The organism is Citrobacter tructae, from assembly GCF_004684345.1.
Taxonomy (GTDB): Bacteria; Pseudomonadota; Gammaproteobacteria; order Enterobacterales; family Enterobacteriaceae; genus Citrobacter; species Citrobacter tructae.
Map to the genome: position 1 here is coordinate 4,609,106 of NZ_CP038469.1, position 23,038 is coordinate 4,632,143.

Sequence of the window (23,038 nt, forward strand, 5' to 3'; positions counted from 1 at the left end):
TGGCGCTAATGTCAGGTCACAATATGATTTTGTTGAACCAGCTCATCGAGCGTGATGTGAACGCTTTCCAGTGTTACGAGGGTAGTCGAATGATACGTTGTACCTGTACCGTCACGGTCGATGGACAGTACGGTGTTACTGCCGTTGGTGGTTACCGTGAGATAGTTGCCGAGCGTGGCGTTCTGCCCGTTCCAGCCCACCAGCAGGTCGCCGATATCGATTTTGTCTCCCTGCGCCAGTGAGAAGTTGGCCCAGGTGTCCGTGGTTCCGTTGCCGCCGGTGGCATCATTGGCGCTAAGCAGGTGATAAATCAGCGTATCGCCGTAAACGCTGCCGATGAGGCGATCTGCATCGACCGTGCTGACGATCTGTGGGTTCATGTCGATGGTCAACGAGGCGGTATCGGTATGGCCGTTCTGGTCATTAAGGGTGTAGGTGAATGTCTCTTTGGTTTTGATGGACTCCAGTGAAACATCGCTGTTGAGGGCATAGGTGTAATGCCCATCAATGCCGATCGTCAGCTTGCCATACAACCCATTAATGGTGGCGCTGGCGGTGCTACTGCCCAGCGGATCCAGCGTGGCGGTGCTGCCGCCTGCACCGATCACCGTCAGCAGGGTGTGCACGCTGGCGATATGGTCTCCGTCATAGATATTGCCAGTGACGCTATTCGCGCCAGCGGTTTCGAAGTTATCAAGATCGACTATCGCGCCTTTCACGCTGGGGGTGATGGTGATGGTGCCGAGCCCAAGCGCACCGGCGTTACCGGTGTAATCGAGGCGATAATTACCAGCGTGCAGCACCAGTCCGTTCAGGGCGATATCAAGATTGCCGCCAATCAGTAATCCACCGTTAAATGAATCACCGGCAACTTTAACGCCTTGGCTGTCGTACAACGCCCAGGTCACATTCAATCCGCCCAGTGTTAGCAAAGATGCCACGTTAAAATGCAGCACCACGTTTTGCACAGCCGTACCCGCCGCAACTTCAACGAAGCCGGAGCCGCTTTTTGAGCTGGGCCCCAGCACCGTGGTCCAACTGGCAGAGCCGACGCTGGCATCACTAAAGGGTTGAGAAGTATCCTGCAGCGTGGTGACCGCCATCTGGCTGCTGGTATCGTTCACGGCATCCAGCGCTTGCGGGGTTGCCTTGATGTTCAGGGATGCGCTGCCGATATCACCGTTTGGCGCCTTGACCGTGTACACAAAGCTGTCCGGGGTATTAATGCTGTCCGCACCCAGTCCGCTTTTTAGCGTATAGGTGTAGTTACCCTTCGCATCGATAGTCAGCGTGCCATACTGCCCAACAATGCTGGTGGTGCCTGTCCCACTGACCCCGACGCCGTTCACTTCGGTGATCACCGTATTAGCGGGAGCGGAATCATTGGCCAGAATGTTGCCATTGGTTGAGGTACTCAGGCTGTCCACCGCGTAGGTGTGATCGGCCTGAATATTCAGGGTGTAGCCGGTCAGTAGTGTCAGACCACCGGAGGCGTTAAGTAAGAACAGGTAGTCCCCACCCGGCAGCGTGATGGTATACGCCTTTGAGCTTCCGCCGAGTAGCGCGGTGACCCAGTTCGGTTGTACCCGGTATTGCTCATACTGCTGAATGGCGTCATTGAAGCGGTAGACATAGAGATCAAAACCGCCAAGCGTAACGCCGAGGACGTTAGCCTGAACGGTCAATGTACGGGTCGCGCCGTCATCAACGTTGAATTTGATCGGGTTGGTCAAACCGTTTACCAGGCTAACGTCCAGGACATTACCCAGACCGACATTGGCGAGCGTGAAGCCGGTTTGCTGTGACGGCAAGTGCTCGACCGCGATGACCTGCGTCCCATAAGTTAGCGTAGCAACATCGTCTGCCGCCGTTACAGTGCTGGTTGTTGGGGTCTGACCCAGCGTCACCACCAGTTTTGCCGATGAGTGGTCACTGCCATGCGTCAGCGTATAGGTAAAGCTTTCGGAACGCCCGTACACCGATGTCGAGGTATTCGTGAGTGTGTAGGTATAACTGCCGTCCTGGTTAATATGCAGGATGCCGTACTTACCCTGAATGTCCGCTCCGCCTGCCGGGATGTTCACTGTATTCCCGTTGCCATCGGTAATCGACGTCACCCGCGTGCCGGAAGGGGCGTTATCCTGCCCGTTGGTGGGGTCGGTATCGGTGATGATGTTACCGGATCCCGTCAGACCGCCGGTAATGGTTCCGGCGCTGGTTTTGACCACCGCCACGTCCAGGCTGGTGAAAGCACCGGTTGCCAGTAGGCTGGTGTTGTAGCTGACCACGCGGTAGTCCCCGCCGGTGAGCTTGTCATAGTTGAGCGTTACGCCGGAGGCGCTGAGCGTTAACAGATCGGCAAAATCGGGTTTACCGGTATCGACCACCGTAACCCAGGCGTTGAGCGTAGAGTCAAAGCGCTGGATAACAATCTCCATGGTGCTCAGTAGCGACAGCACAATGCCTGTCGCCGCCGCATTGATGGTGATGGAGCCGCTGCCGCCAGGCTGGATGCTGAAGTTGACGGCAGCAGTGTTGTCTCCCAGCACGTTCGCCACATTACCCAGCGCGTCGACCAGCAGGAAACCATAGTCGCTTTTGTGCTCGTTAGTGACCGTGACGTCGGTTTGTAATGCCAGGCGGGTGATGTTGTCTTCGGCCAACAGCGGCAATACCGGTGCGATAATGTTTGTTGGTGAAGAGGTGTTACCCGCAGCATCGGTTGCAGTGGCGGACAGCGACTGACCTTCAATCTGGCGTACCGGTAAGGTGACGCTGTAAACACCGCTGCTGTTGGCGATAGCCGTTACGCTGCCGCCGCCGGGCAGGGAGATAGTCACTGTGCTGCCCGCTTCGGCAATACCGCTGACGGTTCCTCCGTCAGCGCTGATTAGCACTGACGGTGCTGGTGGTGGCGTGGTATCCACAATCACGCTAAACGAGCCCGACAACCCGCTTGCGCCGTTGGCGTTTGTTGCAGTGGCGGTAAATGCGTGGTTACCCTCGCTGAGGGCACCGGATGGGGTAAAGCTCCAGAGCCCATTGCCGTCGGCGGTCGTTGTGCCCATCAACGACCCGTTGTTGTAGAGGCTGACGATGGCGTTAGCCTGCGCCGTTCCGCTAAGGGCTGGACGGGTATCATTGGTGGTTTTCCCTGCCGCGATCAGACCAGTAATCGTGCCAACGTCGTCAAATACGCTGGAAATAATCGGCGCTGGCGGAACACCGGTAAACGGTGCCAGTACGTTGCCTGGGGTACCGATGTTACCGGCGGCATCCTGAGCGCTAACCAGCAGCGTTTGCCCACTGATTTGTGGAGGATTCAAGGTAAAGGTGAAGTTACCGGCAGCATTGGCGGTTGCGGTGCCAAGTACGGTTCCGCTGCTGGAGGTGATGATCACCGTACTGTTCGCTTCGGCAACGCCGGTCAGTGCGGTCCCGTTGGCGTTTACCGTCAGGCCGGTTGGAATACCCGGTGCGACGGTATCGACCACAATTGCGGTGGCAGACGATAGCCCGCTGGTATTACCTGCGGCATCTGTTGCTGTGATGGTGAAGGAATGCGTTCCCTGACCCAGCGCCGTAGGTGGCGTGTAATTCCAGTTGCCACTGCCGTCCGCCGTTACGCTGGTTACCAGGATGCCATTATCATAAATATCGACTCGCGCGTTAACTTCCGTGGTGCCGTTTAACGTTGGGCGTGCGTCATTGGTAGGCTGATTGCTGCCAATCACCCCGGTGTTGGGCCCGACATCATCAACAATACTGCTAATTGATGGCTGCGTGGGGGCGGTGCTATCTACGTTAATGGTGAAGCCCGCCGACGCACTGCTGATATTGCCTGCCGCGTCGGTGGCGGTGACGGTAAAGGTATGTGCGCCATTTACCAGCGGTGTGGTGGGGGTAAACACCCAACTGTTATTACTTTGCACCAGCGCCGTGCCCAGCAGGGTGCTTCCGTCATAGATACTGACGGTGCTGCCCGCTTCGGCGGTACCGTTGAGCGTTGGTCGGGCATCGTTAGTCAGTTGCCCGTTATTAAGCCCCGCGTTGAACACACCGCCTGCGACGTCATCCACAACCGAGGTCAGGAGCGGCGCTGATGGCGCGATCGTGTCAACGTTGATAATAAATTCGCTTGAAATGGGACTGACGTTCCCGGCGGCATCCGTGGCAATCGCGGTAAAGACATGCTGGCCGTTACCCAACGTGGTGAGCAGATATTCCCAGGAGCCATCTATCGTTGCCGTTACCGTAGTCAGCAGCGTGCCATTGTCGTAAATGGCAATCCGGGCGTTAGCCTCTGCCGAACCGCTCAGTACGGGGCGGGTGTCGTTGGTCCAGGCACCACTCGACAGCGTACCGGTGCCCGGAAGTACGTCATCAAATGCCTGAATGATGGTCGGTGCCAGCGGGATGATAGTGTCTACAATGAGGGCAAACCCGGCAGACGAAGAGCTGACGTTGCTGGCCGCGTCCGTAGATGTCACTGTCAGCGTGTGGTTACCGTTGCTCAGCGCTGTTCCCGGCGTGAAAATCCATGCTCCGCCCCCGTCTGCCGAAACGGTGCCGATCAGCGTACCGTTGTCGTAAATTTTGACCGTTGAATTGGCCTCCGCCGTGCCGCTGAGGGTAGGGCGCGCATCGTTTGTCGCCTGACCGTTGTTCAGATTTCCGGTCAGCGGACCGACATCATCGGTGACCTGAGTGATAATTGGTGCGTTCGGCGATACGGTATCAATCGTGAGCGTAAAGCCAGTAGAGGCAGAACTGGTATTGCCCGCGCTGTCGGTGGCGGTAACGGTCAGCGTATGAGGACCGTTACTCAGCGCAGCCGTTGGGGTAAAACTCCAAGTGCCGCCTGCGCCGACGGTGGTGGTGCCAATGGGCTGACCGTCGCTCAGGACGGTAATGGTTGCGCCAACTTCACCGCTGCCACTCAGTGCCGGGCGGGTTTCGTTCGTCGTTTGACCGTTACTGATCGGCCCAGTGGTAGGGGCCGTGTTGTCTTGCACCGTACTGATGACCGGCGCTACGGGAGCAATAGAATCCAGTTCAAGGGTAAAGGATGAAGACGCTCCCCCGGTATTACCGGCCAGATCGGTGGCCGTTGCGGTGAAGACGTGCTGCCCCTGACCTAGCGCGTTTTCCGGTGTAAAAGTCCAGTTGCCCGATTCGTCTACCTGTGCAGTACCTATTGCGACGCCCTTATCTTTTATCGTGATCGTCGCACCGGCTTCCCCTTTGCCGTTCAGCGTAGGCTGTGCGTCGTTGGTCAGTTGCCCGTTAGCCAGCGATGTATTACCAGGTTGATCGTCAATGACTGAGGTGATGAGCGGTGCGGCGGGCGGTAGCGTGTCGACGACCAGTACGAACGGTGGCGTCGCTGGGCTGATGTTGCCTGCGCCATCCGTGACGGTTGCCGTCAGCGAGTGGTTGCCTTCACTGAGCGCAGGGGCTGGCGTAAAACTCCAGTTGCCACTTCCGTCGCTGATCACCGTGCCGATCACTGCGCCATTATCGCGAATAGTGACCACAGAGTCTGCTTCGGTGACACCAGCAAACGTCGGGGTGTTATCGTTGGTTGACTGCCCGGAGGTGAGTGTCTGGGTCGTGCCAACGTTGTCCGTTACCGTCACAATGGACGGCGCGTCCGGGACTAAGGTATCGACAATGATCCGAAAATCGTCGGATGCGACTCCCTGATTACCCGCCGCGTCGGTGGCGCGCACGGTGAAGTCATGCGTGCCTTCTCCCAATCCTTCTGCTGGAGTAAAGCTCCAGAATCCGTTGCTGTTTACCGTGGTTGTGGCATAAGCGATACCGTTATCGTAGAGGGTGATGGTTGCGCCCGCTTCGCCGGTTCCGTTTAAGGTTGGGCGTGAGTCATTGGTAATTTGCCCTTTATCCAGCGACCCGGTGCCAGGTGAAGCGTCGTCGATAATGCTGGTGATGGTCGGTGCCAGTGGCGCGGTGGTGTCGATGGTAATGGCATAATTGGGTGACTGGCCGCTGGATATTGAGTTGACGGTTTGTGACACGCTGAAATTATAAGTTGTGCCGTTTGTCAGCGCCGTAGGCAGTTGATAACTCCATGCGCCAGAAACGGCATCGGCAGTTACCGTGGTGAGGAGTGCGCCGTTCTGGAAAATGCTGACCGTTGCTCCCGCCGTGGCGGTTCCTTGCAACAGCGGTAAGGTGTCGTTGGTGGTTTTACCGTTGCCGATAAAGCCCATGCCGGGGGCAACGTCGTCCACGATGTCAAGAGTCGGCGGGTGTGGCACGCTGGATGTGGCAGCGGTAAACGGCGTGGGATTGCTCTGGTTACCCGCAGGATCCTGGGCGATGGCATTCAGTGCCTGACCTGCCGTTTGCGCCGGTGAAATCGTGATGGAGTAATTTCCTGAACCGTCTGTGACTCCCTGACCGAGAATCGTCGTTCCGTTGCGAATAATGACGGTGCTGCCAATTTCGGCCGTACCGCTTACCTGTGTACCATCAGGGTTAATGCTAGTAACGATTGGGTCGCCGGGGGGCAGCGTATCAACCTTCAACGTCACCGGATTGCCTGCCGCCAGCACGTTACCAGCGGCATCTTCGGCACCGAAAGTTAGCGTGTGGGTGGTATTTGGTGTGAGGGAAACATCCACACTCCAGGTGCCATTTGCGGCAACGGTGGCAGTAGCAACAGGATTGCTACCCTCATAAATGAATACGGTACTGCCCGGCGTGCCGGTCCCACTAATCGTCGGGGTGGTATCGTCCGTCACACCGCCGCTGGTCAGTGAACCGGTAATGACCCCGACGTTATCCTGAATATTCGTTACCTGCGGCTGAGTCAGCGTTGTTGTGTTAACCGTAAACGAGACGCTGTTTGAGCTGCCGCTGGCGTTACCTGCCGCATCGGTGGCGGTGGCGGTCAGTGTGTAGCTTCCGTTTGCTAGCGCAGTTCCGGGAGTGATACTCCAGACGCCGCCAACCACCGTTGTGGTGCCGATCACCGTACTGCCGTTGTACAGGGTGATGATGTCTCCGCTGATGCCGGTTCCGCGAATGGTTGGGGTTGTGTCATCGGTTATCGCGTTGGGGGCGAGATCCCCCTGGAAACCGCCGACGTTATCATTGGCGGCGATAATAACCGGAGGAGCAGATGGCGTGGTGTCGATTTCCAGGTTGGTCGCTACTGATGGCAGGCTGACGTTGCCAGCTGGATCGGTTGCGGTGACGGTTATCTGGTAACTGCCTGGGGCTACAGGGGCGGGGGGCGTAAAGCTCCAGGTGCCGTCTGCGCCAACCGTTGCCGTACCTTGCAATGGCGGAGTACCGCTAAGATAAATGGTAATCAGATCCCCGGCGCTTCCCGTACCGCTAAAGGTTGGCGTGGTATCGTTGGTGATGCCGTTGGTGATAATTCCGGTTATCGGATTGGCATCATCAGTGATGGTCGGTGGTTCGGGTTTCGCTGGTGGTAGATTATCCACCGTCAGCGTAAAGCCAGCGGATGGGATCCCCACATTGCCTGCTACGTCAGTCGCCGTGGCGGTGAATTTGTGTGGGCCGTCCAGAAGCGGAGCGTCTGGCGTAAAAGTCCATGTCCCATTTGGCTGTACGAGGGTAGTGCCAATCGGGGCGTTATTATCATAAATAGTAATGGTTGCACCCGGTTCGCCGGTTCCGGAAAGTGTGGGTTCGACGCTTTTCGTGCTGCCACCGTTAATCAGCGTCTGTGTGGTGCTGCCAACCAGACCTTCCGCTGATGAGATGACAGGGGCGACGGGGGGAGTTGTATCAATGGTCAGCGTGAAGTTCCCGGCGCTACTGGCGTTACCCGCCGCGTCGGTTGCGATAGCCGACAGCGTATGTGGCCCTTCACTCAACGGTTGAGTAACCTGGAAACTCCAGCTTCCTCCTGCCAGGACCGTGGTGGTACCTATTGGCGTGGCACCATCGTAGAGCGTAATGGTAGAGCCGGCTAACCCGGTACCTTTCAGCAGCGGCAGGGTATCGTTTGAACGGCTATTGGTGCTCAGATCGACGGGTGAATTCCCAACGTCGTCCGTGGCGCTCACAATGACGGGCGCTGTGGGTGCCAGGGTATCAACGGTCACGATGACAGGATTGGGGGAAGTGACAACGTTCCCGGCGGCATCCGTTGCGGTCACCGTAAAACGGTGGACACGATCGTCAAGCGCCTCATCTGTTGGGACGGTATAACTCCAGGTGCCCGACCTGTCGATAAAAAAGACTGCCATTTGCAGGCCATTATCATACAGCGTTACCAGCGAGCCGGGCTCACCGGTTCCTGAGATTGTTGGCGTTTTGTCGTTGGTGATCCAGTTGTTATTGGCGATATCTCCGGTGATGCTGCCAACGTCATCGCTGATAAGCGTAATGGCCGGTACGCTGGGGGCTATGCTGTCGACAATGATTTTCCAACTGGCGGCAGTGCTGGTGTTGTTGGCGGCATCGGTTGCCGTTACCGTAAAGACATGCGCACCCTGGCTCAGCGCCGTGGTGGGGGTGTAGTTCCAGTTGCCGTTGATATCGGCGGTGACAGTGGTTAACAAAATGCCATTATCATAAATTTTGACCTGAGACCCTGCCTCGGCGGTGCCCTCGATTTTGGGTTTATCGTCGTTAGTGGATCCGTTGTTACTAATGGGGCCGGTGAAATCAGCGACATCGTCAGTGACGGCGATAATAATAGGTTGGTTTGGCGCGGTGAGATCCGGGGCAACAGCCGAAGTTGGCAGGCTTTCGTTGCCAGTGCTGTCCGTTGCGGTGACGTTTACTGTTTCATTGTTGATTTTCGCTGGGGTGATCTGGACGGTGAAATTGCCGCCGCTGTCCGCCTGACCCACGCCAATAGTAGCTCCGTTGCTGTCTTTGATGGTGACGGTGCTTCCCGCTTCAGCATGCCCGCTAACCGCTCCACCATTTCCTGCGACGAGAACATCTGTCGGTGCATCAGGAGCGGTGGTGTCCGGTGCGTTGACAGAGGCGTTACCGCCCTTGTTGCCTGCGGCATCGGTCGCATTTGCCGTAAGGGTCTCGCCGTTGGTTTGTGGCGGAACCAGCGTTGCGGTGAAATCCCCATCCGTATTGGCAGTTGCCGTTCCAATGATATTGCCATCCGGATCCAGAATATTGACCGTACTGCTGGGTTCGGCCTTGCCGGTGACCTGGTCGCCAGTGCCATTAACTAACAGGTTTGTTGGGGGTTGTGGCGCGGTAATGTCTGGCGCAAGCGCCGTTTCCGGCAGGCTTGGGTTTCCTGCCAGATCGGTCGCGATGGCTTTAATGGTTTCGCCATTGGTCTGCGGCGGGTTGATTGTGATGGTAAATGACCCATCCGCCCCGGCGACGCCGTTGCCGATAGGGTTATTGCTAGCGTCGGTGATCACCACGGTATTACCAGGCTCGGTCGTTCCGGTAACGACGGTTCCATCAGCAGATACGTTGAGATCATCAGGTGGCGACGGTGGCTGGGTGTCGATGCTGATATTGAACGCTGGTGACATGCCTCCTGTACCTGACTGGTTTGTCGCGGTGGCGCTGAAGGCGTGTAGCTCGTCTGATAACGGGGAGCTGGAAGTCCATGTCCAGTTGCCGTTACCGTCAGCCAGTACGCTGACGATAAGTATGCCGTTGTCGTAAATAGTAACCGTGCTGTTGGCGTCGGCGGTGCCGGAAAGCGTAGGGGTATCATCGTTGGTAGCCTGGTTGTTGCTCAATGACCCGGTTGATGGGTCGACGTTATCCATCACGCTGACGATAACCGGTACGCCAGGATAGCCAGAGTTCGTCGCATTGAATGGGGTATCTGGCCCGATGTTTCCTGCCTGGTCCTGAATCTTAGCGATTAGCGCTTCGCCGTGCGTTTGTGAGGGGGAAATCGCGATGGCGAAATTGCCGGTTTGATCGACCGTTATTGAACCCAGAACCTGATTATTGCTACCAATGATCATAACCAGGCTTCCTGCCTCTGCACGACCCATTACCGTCGTACCTTCAAGATTTACGCTTGATATAATCGCACCTTCCGGTGGCGTGGTATCAACGGTAAATGTTGGCACGGTTGTTTCGCTGCTCACGTTACCCGCAGCATCAGTTTGCGTCAGCGTCAGATTGTGAACACCATCGCTGAGCGGTATATCCGGTGTAAAAGTCCAGTTGCCATTGTCATCAACCAGGACCATGCCAATCAGAATACCGTTATCAGTGATGCTGATAAAACTACCTGCTTCGCCGGTGCCTGTGAGCGTCGGTGTGGCATCGTCGGTCACACCGTTATTGCCTATCAGGCCTGTAATGGAGCCGACATTGTCAGTTTCTTCTGTGACCAAAGGGGCATCCGGGGCCAGCGTATCGACGATAATGTCCCAACTGTCCGACATTTCGCTGTTGCCCGCATTATTTGAGGCGCTGACGGTAAACTGGTGAGTGCCGTCTGCGAGCGGAGATGAGGGGGTAAACGACCAGTTGCCGTTTGCATCTACAGTGACCTGGCCTATTTCGATGCCATTATCAAAAATATGTAGGGTGGCATTCGCGGGGCCGGTACCCAAGAGTGTAGGTCTGTTGTCGTTGGTCGATTCCTGTTGATTAACGAGGCCGGTAATCAGTTCCTGGTCATCAAGTACGCTGGTGATAACGGGCACGTCTGGCACGTTGGGGGTTGTCGTTGGTGGCTCACCGTCATCGCCGCCTCCATTACCGTTGCCGCCACTACCATTGCCATTGCCACCATTACCGTTTCCAGCGTTGTTGTCGCTCCCGCCACCACCACCTCCACCACCACCACCCGCAGCGAGGCCTATTCCACCAGCGACCGCGATCCCACCAAGAACCCAGGGCCATACAGCGCCACCTTCATGGCTGCCTTCGGTCGTCATCAGCGGAGTGAGATCGTCCAGATGCTGGAAGTGGAAAGCGCCATCAGTATCCTGAACCCACCACAGTGCGCCATTGCTATCTTCCAGAACGAGTTGGTTTTGCGCATCACCTTTTCCAGTGTAGAAATTTTTAATGGTGATGGTTTCACCTGAGCGGAGTGTGACCACCAGATCCTGGTTAATACGGGTCAGTTGGCTGATGTCCTCACGCGAAACTGACAACTTCACGATGGACGGTGTACTGAGCGTCACTTCTGAGGTTTCAACATTCGTGGATACACCAGTCAACTTTGATACAACGGCGAGATGACGCATATGTTCACTCCTGATGGCTTGCCGGGGGAATTAATCCGCAACAGCGTTCTGGGAAAATGAGCAGACAGGTGCCCCGTTCATCCTGAAGATGAATTTACACATGTGGTTTCATTGATTAGGTCATAGTGATGTTGGTTTTTTAGTAAATAAGAGTCGGCCTCGACGTTGAATAGTTCTTTTGTATTAGATGATATAGTCAGAAAGAAAGTATTCTGCAACTTATTCATAATAAAAACATATAGTGATATTTCAGGTAAATTAGAGTTGGCTGTTTTGCGGTGTAGGGTTTTTTATATCTTGTTGTATTTTAATGATTTTAATTGTTCATTACATGTGCTGGTATATAATAAACATCAGTAATAATAGTGTTATTTAAATGAGGGAGAAATAGAGTGAGACAGTTCTTGATGTTTTATTTTATTAGTCTATGAGCGGCAAGAAATAAATGCGTAAATTATTTGTTGTTTGAACGATTCAGCGATATTTAACTATAAGATTGGTGAATATATCGAGGTGGCTTCAATAACTAAAAAATAAGGACCAGTCCCATGATGAGAGACTGGTCACAAAAAATGGGTTATCTGCCAGCATTTTTCATAATACGTGCTTTGTCTACCTGCCACTCACGCTCTTTCACATCGGAGCGTTTGTCGTGCTGCTTCTTACCTTTAGCGACGCCAATTTTCACTTTGCACCAGGCATTTTTCCAGTACAGTGACAGCGCAACCACGGTGTAACCCTCGCGGTTCATTCGACCATATAGCGAGTCGAGCTCACGTTGGTTTAACAGTAGCTTACGGGTACGAGTGGGATCGCAGACCACGTGCGTTGAGGCAACCGCCATTGGGATGAAGTTGGCGCCAAACAGATAAGCTTCACCGTCTTTAAGAATGACGTAGCTGTCGCTAATGTTGGCTTTACCCGCGCGCAGGGATTTGACTTCCCAGCCCTGCAGAGCGAGTCCAGCTTCGAACTCTTCTTCGATAAAGTATTCGTGTCGTGCGCGCTTGTTAAGCGCGATTGTGGCTGAGCCAGGTTTGTGTGCTTTTTTCTTCGTCATAATGCCGCTCAGTATAGGTAATCTGGAATCGAAAAACACCCCATTTCATCCAGCGGGGCGCAAGGCGCTATCTTAGCACGAGTTGGGCTATAGCGTTTTTTTTAGCGGATGATAAATGGTATTATTTGCTCGATTGATATAGATGGAAATTGTTATGCCTCAGATTAGCCGGACCGCTTTAGTGCCTTACAGTGCGGAACAGATGTATCAGCTAGTGAATGATGTTAAATCCTATCCCCAGTTTTTACCGGGTTGCACCGGAAGCCGCGTTCTGGAGTCGACTCCGGGACAGATGACGGCAGCGGTGGATGTTTCTAAAGCAGGGATTAGCAAAACGTTCACCACGCGCAATCAGTTGACTAATAACCAGAGTATCTTGATGCATCTGGTCGATGGTCCTTTCAAAAAACTCATTGGTGGGTGGAAGTTTACGCCGCTCAGTCAGGACGCGTGCCGCATTGAGTTTCAGCTCGATTTTGAGTTTACTAACAAGCTCATCGAACTGGCATTTGGCCGTATCTTCAAAGAGCTGGCGTCGAACATGGTGCAGGCCTTCACAGTGCGTGCGAAAGAGGTTTACAGTGTCAGTGTCGGCTAAAATGGTCGTCGAAGTCGCGTACGCGCTACCCGACAAACAATATTTACAGCGCGTGACGCTGCAAGAGGGTGCAACGGTTGAAGAGGCTATTCGCGCTTCTGGATTGTTGGAATTACGTCCTGATATCGATCTCAGCAAAAACAAAGTGGGGATCTACAGTCGACCGGTAAAACTTGCTGATGTTGTATACGACGGCGATCGGGTAGAAATCTACCGACCATTGATTGCCGATCCGAAAGAGTTACGCAGGAAGCGGGCTGAGAAATCCGCCAACAAATAACAGACAGTAAAAAGGTGCTCATTGAGCACCTTTTTTGATCTCTCAAACCTATTTGTTGTCGGTCAGGGCAGGTTTGTTATCAATGTTGGTCAATACGCCACTGCTATTAAAGGTCAGCGTCAGTGTTTGTTGCGTTACGCCTTCATGTCCAGGCTGTTGACGGAACACATAAAACCAGGTGTTGGTGCCAAAAGGATCGGACATCATTGGCGTACCCAGAGCATAAGCAACCTGCTGTTGCGTCATACCCACACGAACTTTGGATACATCGTTAGCAGTCAGATAGTTTCCCTGGTTGATGTCAGGACGGTAAACCACTCGCTCCAGAGTGGAACAGCCTGCGGTCAACATCAGTAGTACTGCTGCAGCAGCAGTCAGCGTTTTACAGCGCATAGTGATTTGATTCCTTTTCGGGCCCGAGCAGTACGCGGCTCATATGTAATATGCCGATGATAATAGACCTTTCATCACTTTAAAACCTTTTGCTGTCGGGTCGGACGGCGATTTTATGTTGAACTCAGACCGTTACAAGAGAAAAAAGTTTACGCAGCCAGCAGTTCTTTTGCATTTGCGAGGGTATTGCGTGTGACTTCGCTGCCGCCAAGTAAGCGGGCGAGTTCCTGCAGACGCGCGCGTTTATCCAGCGGTTGCATATGCGTTTCGGTCATCGCGCCATCGGTTTCTTTGCTGACATAGAAGTGTTGGTGCCCACAACCGGCAACCTGCGGCAGGTGCGTGACGCACATGACCTGCGTGGATTCTCCCAGTTGGCGCAGCAACTTGCCCACAACTGCCGCTGTCGGACCACTAATACCAACGTCTACTTCATCGAAAATTAGCGCCGGCGTTTCCATTTTACGTGCGGTGATTACCTGGATTGCCAGTGCGATACGCGACAGTTCCCCGCCGGATGCGACTTTCGCAATAGGCTGTAACGGTTGACCTGGGTTAGTGGTGACCTTAAATTCAATGCGATCGGCACCGTCTATGCTCAGATGGTGTTCATCGAACTTCACGTCAATGCAAAAGAGTCCGTGTGGCATAGAAAGTGCGTGCATACTCTCTGTAATGAGCTGCCCCAGTTCCTGAGCAAAATGCTGGCGTTGGTGATGCAGCGTCTTTGCTGTTTCCAGTGCCTGCTGGTGGTGATTGTTCACCGCCAGGGTTAGGGTTTCGAGTGAATCAGCCTGATCGTCAAGCTGCTGTTGCTCATCCAGCAGGGACTGATAGAACTGCGGTAGCGCTTCCGGTGCGACATGATGTTTGCGCGCCAGAGAGATTTGTTTAGAGATGCGCTGCTCAAGTTCGAATAACCGGTTAGGGTCCAGATCCAGCCGATCGCAATAGTGGCGCAATTCGTCGCTGGCCTCGCTGAGCTGGATGGTTGCCTCTTCGAGCATGTTCAGAATACCGGAAAGCTTACCGTCCAAGCATGCCAGTTCGCTCACCAGCTGCTTTGCTGTATACAACTGGCTTTGCAGATTAGCGTCTTCGCCATCTGCCATGATAGCCAGCGCTTGTTGGCTGGTGGTGAGCAGCTGTCCGCTGTTAGCCAGACGCTTGTATTCTTCATCGATCTGCTCAAACTCACCTGGCTGCGGATTAAATTCGTTCAGTTCTTTCAACTGATATTGCAACAGCTCTGCCCGGGCTGCACGCTCCTGGCTTTGTTGTTGATGATGCGCCAGATCGCGACAGCTCTGATGCCACAGTTGATAGCGTGCCGCCATTTCCTGAATCAGTGAGGCTTCATTGGCGTAGCCGTCCAGCAGGGATTTTTGATGTTCAGATTTCGTCAGGAGTTGATGCGCGTGCTGGCCGTGGATTTGAATAAGCAACTGGCCGAGCTCGCGAAGCTGTGACAGCGGTACCGCAGTGCCGTTAATAAAGCCACGCGAGCGGCCATCACAGCTGATAACGCGGCGCAGCAAGCACTCACGGCCTTCTTCAAGCTGGTTCTCTTCGAGCCATTGTAGCGCCGCTGGCGTGTCTTTCAGGGAAAAGCGGGCGCACAGATCGGCACGTGTGGCACCTGTGCGAACCATGTCGGCATCGGCACGTCCGCCAAGGCACAAACCGAGGGCATCAATGGCAATGGACTTACCCGCCCCGGTCTCGCCGGTAATGACGGTCATTCCGCTCTGAAAATCGATCTCAAGTTCACGAACGATAGCAAAATTGCTGATGGTCAGTTGTGCTAACATAGCTGTTTTCCTGTATGAAAAACCATAACTGTAATTACATACAGTATAAACTGGTTTTTTATACAGTAAAGAGGTTGGCGTTAAATTAAAATAATTTTTTTGACCAGCCTAGCTTGGTGCTTAATGTGTTGAAATAGCTGTAGTCTTTGGGGTGAATCAGGTTTAGGTGGTAGTCACAGCGGCGAATCAACACGTCTTCACCTTCCTGGATAGGCAGGGCAATCTGGCTGTCGCAGCTGATCTCAAGATCGCTACGGCGGTGCGAGAAGCGCAGGCGAATCGTGCTGCTACTGTTGATCACCAGCGGTCGCGCCGAGAGCGTGTGCGGGAACATCGGCACCAGCGTAATGGCGTCCAGAGAAGGTGTCAGGATTGGACCACCGGCAGAGAGCGAATAGGCGGTAGACCCGGTTGGCGTGGAAATAATCAGCCCGTCAGAACGCTGGGAAAACGCAAAGACTTCATCGATATAGACTTCAAATTCAATCATGTGCGCGACTTTACCCGGATGCAAAACCACTTCATTGATCGCGGTACTGATGCGCTTCTGGCAATCCTGCTGGCACACCTGGGCCTCCAGCAAAAAACGTTTCTCACTGATGTAGTGGCCTTCCAGGACGTCGGCTAACTGCTGATGCGCATTATCCGGGTCAAGGTCGGTGAGAAAGCCAAGATTGCCACGGTTAATCCCGATGACCTTGATATCATAACGTGCCAGGGTGCGCGCTGCGCCGAGCATGTTGCCATCTCCGCCAACCACTACCGCGAGGTCCGCCTGCTGGCCAATCTCTGCCAGCGTGCCGGTTTGCACATTTTTCAGCTGCAGCTCGCGGGCGATTTGTTGTTCCACGATAACCTCATACCCTTTTGTGCACAGCCAGCGGTAAAGCATTTCATGTGTGGTCAGTGCAGTGGGGTGACGTGGATGCCCCACAATGCCAATACACTTGAAATGTTTGTTCATTTTCTCGAGGTCCTTGTAGCGAAGATGAGTGACAATGTGAGTACTTCCCTTGAATCCCTGAATCTTATCCCCATAATAAGCCAAGTTAGCGAGATGAATGCGAAAAAACGCGGAGAAATTCATGAGTAGTAAAGAACAGAAAACGCCTGAGGGGCAAGCCCCGGAAGAAATTATCATGGATCAGCACGAAGAAGTTGAGGCGGTTGAATCAGACGCTTCTGCTGAGCAGGTGGATCCGCGCGATGAAAAAATTGCGAATCTGGAAGCTCAGCTTGCTGAAGCCGAAACGCGCGAGCGTGACAACGTGTTGCGTATCAAAGCGGAAATGGAAAACCTGCGTCGTCGTACTGAACTGGACGTAGAAAAGGCGCATAAGTTCGCGCTGGAAAAATTCGTTAACGAACTGCTGCCGGTGCTGGATAGCCTGGACCGTGCGCTGGAAGTGGCGGATAAAGACAACGACGCCATGGCCGCGATGATCGAAGGTATCGAACTGACCCGTAAATCGATGCTGGATGTGGTGGCGAAGTTTGGTGTGCAAGTGGTTGCGGATATCGATGTGCCGATGGACCCGAACGTACATCAGGCGATTGCCATGGTTGAGTCTGATGACGTTGCCGCCGGTAACGTACTGATGGTGATGCAGAAAGGCTATACCCTGAACGGACGTACCATCCGTGCCGCGATGGTGTCTGTGGCGAAAGCTAAAGGCTAATCAGCCTGTAGCGCCGGATAACGCATCTGCATTACCCGGCGCTATATTACTACCCCTGGTCTGCCACGCTCTCCCGCAGCGGTTTTACTGGCAAGACCTGCACCTGTTTAATCATATTATCCTGGACGTCGAGAATATCGATATCGTACTGACCAATGCGCACCCGCGTACCGGCCACCGGGATCTCTTCCAGCGCTTCAAGAATAATCCCGTTCACGGTTCGCGCATCATCTTCCGGCAAGTGCCAGTTAAAGGCTTTGTTGATTTCGCGCACGTTGGCGCTGCCGTCAATAATGACTGAACCGTCATTTTGCGGGGTGACTTCCTCGGCAAGCGTCGGTGACATGGAAGTGGTGAAGTCGCCGACAATTTCTTCCAGGATATCTTCGACCGTGACCAGACCCTGAACGTCGCCATATTCGTTAACCACCAGGCCGACCTTCTTTTTATTGCGTTGAAATTTGATCAACTGGGTGCTGAGAGGCGTACCTTCCGGGACGTAATAGATCTCATCGGCGGCGCGTAGCATGGTCTCTTTGGTGAACTCTTTTTTCTCTGCCATCAGGCGCCAGGCCTCTCGTACACGCAGCATACTGATGGTGTCATCCAGCGAGTCGCGGTAGAGCACAATGCGACCGTGCGGGGAATGCGACAGTTGACGCACGATCGATTTCCAGTCGTCGTTGATATCAATACCTATGATTTCGTTACGCGGAACCATGATGTCGTCGACGCTGATTTTTTCCAGATCCAGTACTGACAGCAGCATATCCTGATTACGGCGCGAGATTTGCGAGCGTGATTCATTCACCAGCGTTCGCAGTTCGTCTTTACTCAGTGAACCGCTCACCACGATATCCGTTTTGATGCCCATCATGCGCATCAGCAGACGGGTAATGGTGTTCAGTAGCCAAACCAGCGGCATCATCAGAATCTGCAATGGCACCAGTAAGAAACTGCTGGGGTAGGCAACTTTTTCTGGATATAGCGCAGCGATGGTTTTTGGCAGCACTTCAGCAAAAACCAGCACCACAAAGGTCAGTACCCCGGTGGCAATCGCCACGCCCGCATCACCATACAGACGCATACCGACGATAGTGCCGAGCGCGGAGGCCAGGATGTTCACCAGGTTGTTGCCAATGAGCACCAGGCTTATCAGGCGGTCCGGCTTATGGAGTAATTTTTCAACGCGCTTCGCCTGACGATTCCCCTGCTTGGCCCGGTGACGCAGACGGTAGCGGTTCAGGGTCATCATTCCGGTTTCGGAACCGGAAAAATAGGCTGAAATAACCACCATGATGAGAAGCGTAACAATGAGCGTGGTGGTGGAGATGTGTTCCACGTAGGGTTCCTTAAAGACTTAACTCACAAGCTGCTGCAGTATGCGACTTCCAAAATAGGCCAGCGTCAGAATGCCGGCGCCTGTGACGTTAAACCATACGACACGACGTCCGCGCCAGCCTTCATGATAATGCCCCCACAGCAGAACGATATAGACAAACCATGCCACGATAGAGAGCACGGCTTTATCAATATTTTCGGTACTGAACAGGTTATGCATGTAAAACAGGCCGGTACACAGGGTCAGCGTCAGTAGAACCACGCCTATCTGAGTGATGTGAAACATTTTGCGCTCAATGCTCATCAGCGGCGGCATTTCATTGTTGAACGCCAGCTTTTTATTCTTCAACTGGTAATCAATCCACGCCAGCTGCAGCGCGTACAGTGCGGCAATAATCAGCGTGGCATAGGATAAGAGCGATAGCCCGATGTGGACCATCATACCCGGCGTGGCTTCAAGGTGGGTGATGTACTCGTTGGGCATAAACGTGGCGCAGGCCAGATTGATTAGTGCAAAGGCATAAACAATCGGCAGCAGCAGCCAGCCGCGATTGCGCGAGGCCACAATGGTCATTACCGTACAGATCATCAGACTGACGAGCGAACCGACGTTCAACAGGCTCAGGTTTTGTCCATTCTCACCACCGGGCAAAATACGCGCTTCCAGGGCAAAAGCGTGGCACACCAGCGCGATAACCGCAGAAAGAATAGCCATACGCCGCCAGCCGCTGTTTTTTTGCAGCAGGGCGGGAACGATCAGCGCAAGGCTGACGGAATAGGCGACAAGGGCGAACAAAGCAAAAACGGGCATATAGGTGTCGACAGTTGACCAGTGATAAAGAAAAGCAGTATAGCGTTACGTGACCGCTGCTCCAACCGTTGCATAACAACAAAGGCGGCTTCATGTTATACTGCGACAAAATTCTGTTGATGTGTCGCGCTAGCGACCGACCGTTTCCACCCCAGGCGAGAGACAATGTTTGATAATTTAACCGATCGTTTGTCGCGCACGCTGCGCAATATCAGTGGCCGTGGACGCCTTACTGAAGACAACGTTAAAGAAACGCTGCGCGAAGTGCGCATGGCGCTGCTGGAGGCTGACGTTGCGCTGCCGGTAGTGCGTGAGTTTATCAATCGCGTAAAAGAGAAAGCGGTTGGTCATGAAGTTAACAAAAGCCTGACCCCAGGTCAGGAGTTCGTCAAAATCGTTCGTAGCGAACTGGTTGCGGCGATGGGCGAAGAGAACCAGACCCTGAATCTGGCTGCTCAGCCGCCAGCCGTTGTGCTGATGGCGGGTCTGCAGGGCGCAGGTAAAACGACCAGCGTGGCGAAGCTGGGTAAATTCCTGCGCGAGAAGCACAAGAAGAAAGTGCTGGTCGTCTCCGCCGACGTTTATCGCCCGGCGGCGATCAAACAGCTGGAAACGCTGGCTGAGCAGGTTGAGGTCGACTTCTTCCCGTCAGACGTTGGTCAGAAACCGGTCGATATCGTTAACGCCGCGCTGAAAGAAGCGAAGCTGAAATTCTACGACGTGCTGCTGGTGGATACCGCCGGTCGTCTGCACGTTGACGAAGCGATGATGGACGAAATCAAACAGGTCCACGCGTCTATCAATCCGGTAGAAACGCTGTTTGTTGTCGATGCCATGACCGGTCAGGATGCTGCGAATACCGCCAAAGCGTTTAACGAAGCGCTGCCGTTAACCGGTGTGGTACTGACTAAAGTCGATGGTGATGCCCGTGGTGGTGCTGCGCTCTCTATTCGTCATATCACTGGCAAACCGATTAAGTTCCTCGGTGTCGGTGAGAAAACCGAAGCGCTGGAGCCATTCCACCCGGATCGTATTGCTTCGCGTATCCTTGGCATGGGCGACGTACTGTCGCTGATCGAAGATATCGAAAGCAAGGTTGATCGCGCGCAGGCTGAGAAGCTGGCGACCAAGCTGAAGAAGGGCGACGGTTTCGACCTGAACGACTTCTTAGAACAGCTTAAACAGATGAAAAACATGGGCGGCATGGCAAGCCTGATGGGCAAGCTGCCGGGCATGGGTCAGATCCCTGATAACGTGAAATCGCAGATGGACGATAAAGTGCTGGTGCGTATGGAAGCCATCATCAACTCGATGACGATGAAAGAACGCGCCAAGCCGGAAATCATTAAAGGTTCCCGTAAGCGCCGTATCGCACAGGGCTGCGGTATGCAGGTCCAGGATGTTAACCGCCTTCTGAAACAGTTCGACGACATGCAGCGCATGATGAAGAAAATGAAGAAGGGCGGGATGGCCAAGATGATGCGGAATATGAAGGGCATGATGCCGCCAGGCTTCCCTGGTAGATAAATATATCGGGCTACCTTATTTGCCATTTTTACGCCGGAGTGTGCTCAACAAAACACTATAGTGTTTTGAACGCACTTCAGGGCGGCCCGCAGGGCGAGCGGAGCGAGTAAATGCTCACGTACTGCGTGTACGCTCCGCTTTCTGTGCGCACGCCGACGCCAAACTGGCCGCAACGGTAACGCCCTGGTATAAAGCTTCATCACATGTTGATTGCTTTTTTCCCAGAAATCAGTAAAATTTTCGGGCTTTTAATATGACACCGGGTCCCTTCCCTCGATGGGGCCCGGTGTTTTATTCACACAAGAGGATGTTATGGTTACTATTCGTTTAGCTCGTCACGGCGCTAAAAAGCGTCCGTTCTACCAGGTTGTTGTTACTGACAGCCGTAATGCACGCAACGGTCGCTTCATTGAGCGCGTTGGCTTCTTTAACCCAATCGCTAACGAAAAAGAAGAAGGCACTCGCCTGGATCTGGATCGTATCGCTCACTGGGTTGGCCAGGGCGCGACTATTTCTGATCGCGTAGCTACGCTGATCAAAGCAGCAAACAAAGCAGCTTAATCTGTCACGGTGGTCATGATGAGCAAGCAACTCGCCGCACAGGCGCCCGTGGAACCCTTAGTTCTGGGGAAAATGGGGTCTCCTTACGGTATCCGTGGTTGGCTCAGAGTGTTTTCTTCCACTGAAGACGCCGAAAGCATTTTTGACTATCAGCCCTGGTTTATCCAGAAGGCGGGTCAGTGGCAGCAAGTACAGCTGGAAAGCTGGAAGCACCACAATCAGGATTTGATCATCAAGCTGAAAGGTATTGACGATCGTGATGCGGCGAACGTACTGACTAATTGTGAAATTGTCGTAGATTCCTCGCAGTTGCCAGCGCTGGATGATGGCACTTACTACTGGAAAGACCTTATGGGCTGCCAGGTAGTGACCACTGAAGGCTACGAACTCGGTAAAGTCGTCGATATGATGGAAACCGGTTCGAATGACGTAATCGTCATCAAGGCAAACCTGAAAGATGCGTTTGGTATCAAGGAACGTTTAGTACCGTTCCTCGATGGGCAGGTTATCAAGAAAGTCGATCTCACTACTCGTACTATCGAAGTAGATTGGGATCCTGGTTTTTAAACCACCGGATAAACGGTAAAAGTCGGCGTGATGGGGATTGGCTTGTGTTTATAGGTATCGTTAGCCTGTTTCCAGAAATGTTCCGCGCAATTACCGATTACGGGGTAACTGGCCGGGCAGTAAAAAATGGCTTGCTGAACATCCAGAGCTGGAGTCCTCGTGACTTTGCTCATGACCGGCACCGTACCGTGGACGATCGTCCTTACGGCGGCGGACCGGGGATGTTAATGATGGTGCAACCTTTACGGGATGCCATTCATGCAGCAAAAGATGCGGCAGGTGAAGGCGCGAAAGTGATTTATCTGTCACCTCAGGGACGCAAGCTTGATCAAGCGGGCGTTAGCGAACTGGCCACGAATCAAAAGCTGATTCTGGTGTGCGGTCGCTATGAGGGAGTAGATGAGCGCGTGATTCAGACCGAAATTGATGAAGAATGGTCAATCGGCGATTACGTTCTCAGCGGTGGAGAATTAGCAGCAATGACGCTGATTGATTCCGTTTCCCGGTTTATTCCGGGGGTACTGGGTCATGAAGCTTCGGCAACGGAAGATTCCTTTGCCGATGGATTGCTGGACTGCCCGCACTATACCCGACCTGAAGTGTTAGAACAGATGGAAGTACCGGCAGTATTGCTGTCGGGGAACCACGCTGAGATACGTCGCTGGCGTTTGAAGCAGTCGCTGGGCCGTACCTGGCTTAGAAGACCTGAACTTCTGGAAAACCTGGCTCTGACTGAAGAGCAAGCAAGGTTGCTGGCGGAGTTCAAAAAGGAACACGCACAACAGCAACATAAACATGATGGGCAGGCGTAAGCCCCCAATATCAGTTTACCCAGGATAAGAGATTAAATTATGAGCAACATTATTAAGCAACTTGAACAAGAACAGATGAAGCAGGACGTACCTTCCTTCCGTCCGGGTGATACCGTGGAAGTGAAAGTATGGGTTGTTGAAGGTTCCAAAAAACGTCTGCAGGCATTCGAGGGCGTGGTTATCGCTATTCGTAACCGCGGTCTGCACTCTGCATTCACTGTTCGTAAAATCTCCAACGGCGAAGGCGTTGAGCGTGTCTTCCAGACTCACTCTCCGGTAGTTGACAGCATTGCTGTTAAACGTCGTGGTGCTGTTCGTAAAGCTAAACTGTACTACCTGCGTGAGCGCACTGGTAAGTCTGCTCGTATCAAAGAGCGTCTTAACTAAG

Annotated in this window: 15 protein-coding genes; 8 read left to right on the plus strand and 7 right to left on the minus strand. The window is 53.6% G+C overall.

Features of this window, described 5'->3' with window-relative positions; translation table 11 throughout:
* Nucleotides 1-11: 11 nt before the first annotated feature.
* Both E4Z61_RS22700 and smpB read right to left on the minus strand, forming a co-directional pair.
* Nucleotides 12-11,210, minus strand: coding sequence for a BapA/Bap/LapF family large adhesin (locus E4Z61_RS22700; RefSeq protein WP_135324682.1), 11,199 nt, complete (start codon nt 11,208-11,210; stop codon nt 12-14).
* A gap of 577 nt (nt 11,211-11,787) precedes the next feature.
* Complete coding sequence (smpB, locus tag E4Z61_RS22705) at nt 11,788-12,270, minus strand: SsrA-binding protein SmpB (RefSeq protein WP_096759347.1); 483 nt, start codon at nt 12,268-12,270, stop codon at nt 11,788-11,790.
* 154 nt (nt 12,271-12,424) lie between these two features.
* On the opposite strand from smpB, the gene ratA reads away from it, so the two are divergent.
* Nucleotides 12,425-12,868 carry a type II toxin-antitoxin system toxin RatA gene (gene ratA, locus E4Z61_RS22710; RefSeq protein ID WP_045446395.1) on the plus strand — a complete coding sequence of 148 codons (444 nt, stop codon included), beginning with the start codon at nt 12,425-12,427 and terminating at the stop codon, nt 12,866-12,868.
* A gap of 1 nt (nt 12,869) precedes the next feature.
* Nucleotides 12,870-13,148: an RnfH family protein gene (locus tag E4Z61_RS22715; protein WP_420808718.1), complete on the plus strand. Its 279-nt coding sequence runs from the start codon at nt 12,870-12,872 to the stop codon at nt 13,146-13,148.
* Between the two features lie 48 nt (nt 13,149-13,196).
* Here E4Z61_RS22715 and bamE read toward each other — a convergent pair whose 3' ends face one another.
* The 3 genes from bamE to nadK form a co-directional block, all read right to left on the minus strand.
* Complete coding sequence (gene bamE, locus E4Z61_RS22720; protein ID WP_135324684.1) at nt 13,197-13,541, minus strand: outer membrane protein assembly factor BamE; 345 nt, start codon at nt 13,539-13,541, stop codon at nt 13,197-13,199.
* Nucleotides 13,542-13,690: 149 nt separating this feature from the next.
* Nucleotides 13,691-15,352: a DNA repair protein RecN gene (gene recN, locus E4Z61_RS22725; protein ID WP_135324685.1), complete on the minus strand. Its 1,662-nt coding sequence runs from the start codon at nt 15,350-15,352 to the stop codon at nt 13,691-13,693.
* Between the two features lie 85 nt (nt 15,353-15,437).
* Nucleotides 15,438-16,316, minus strand: coding sequence for an NAD(+) kinase (gene nadK, locus E4Z61_RS22730; RefSeq protein WP_135324686.1), 879 nt, complete (start codon nt 16,314-16,316; stop codon nt 15,438-15,440).
* A 121-nt stretch (nt 16,317-16,437) separates the two neighbouring features.
* Between nadK and grpE the strand changes: the two genes are divergently transcribed.
* Nucleotides 16,438-17,031 (plus strand): nucleotide exchange factor GrpE, encoded by a 594-nt coding sequence (gene grpE / locus E4Z61_RS22740; RefSeq protein ID WP_135324688.1) that lies wholly within the window; start codon nt 16,438-16,440, stop codon nt 17,029-17,031.
* Between the two features lie 49 nt (nt 17,032-17,080).
* Here the strand turns inward: grpE and E4Z61_RS22745 are convergent, their stop codons facing one another.
* Both E4Z61_RS22745 and E4Z61_RS22750 read right to left on the minus strand, forming a co-directional pair.
* Nucleotides 17,081-18,373: an HlyC/CorC family transporter gene (locus E4Z61_RS22745; protein ID WP_135324689.1), complete on the minus strand. Its 1,293-nt coding sequence runs from the start codon at nt 18,371-18,373 to the stop codon at nt 17,081-17,083.
* An 18-nt stretch (nt 18,374-18,391) separates the two neighbouring features.
* Complete coding sequence (locus E4Z61_RS22750) at nt 18,392-19,183, minus strand: cytochrome C assembly family protein (RefSeq protein ID WP_135324690.1); 792 nt, start codon at nt 19,181-19,183, stop codon at nt 18,392-18,394.
* 165 nt (nt 19,184-19,348) lie between these two features.
* Here E4Z61_RS22750 and ffh point away from each other — a divergent pair, with 165 nt between their 5' ends.
* The 5 genes from ffh (at nt 19,349) to rplS (ending at nt 23,037) form a co-directional block, all read left to right on the plus strand.
* Nucleotides 19,349-20,710, plus strand: a complete 1,362-nt coding sequence (gene ffh, locus E4Z61_RS22755; protein WP_135324691.1) for a signal recognition particle protein — start codon at nt 19,349-19,351, stop codon at nt 20,708-20,710.
* A 312-nt stretch (nt 20,711-21,022) separates the two neighbouring features.
* Entirely contained in the window at nt 21,023-21,271 is a 249-nt protein-coding gene (rpsP, locus tag E4Z61_RS22760) for a 30S ribosomal protein S16 (RefSeq protein ID WP_135324692.1), read from the plus strand.
* An 18-nt stretch (nt 21,272-21,289) separates the two neighbouring features.
* Complete coding sequence (rimM, locus tag E4Z61_RS22765) at nt 21,290-21,838, plus strand: ribosome maturation factor RimM (protein ID WP_135324693.1); 549 nt, start codon at nt 21,290-21,292, stop codon at nt 21,836-21,838.
* Between the two features lie 44 nt (nt 21,839-21,882).
* On the plus strand, nt 21,883-22,650 hold the full coding sequence (trmD, locus tag E4Z61_RS22770) for a tRNA (guanosine(37)-N1)-methyltransferase TrmD (RefSeq protein WP_115257737.1): 768 nt from the start codon (nt 21,883-21,885) through the stop codon (nt 22,648-22,650).
* Nucleotides 22,651-22,689: 39 nt separating this feature from the next.
* Entirely contained in the window at nt 22,690-23,037 is a 348-nt protein-coding gene (gene rplS, locus E4Z61_RS22775) for a 50S ribosomal protein L19 (protein ID WP_002914145.1), read from the plus strand.
* The last annotated feature ends 1 nt before the right edge of the window (nt 23,038 follow it).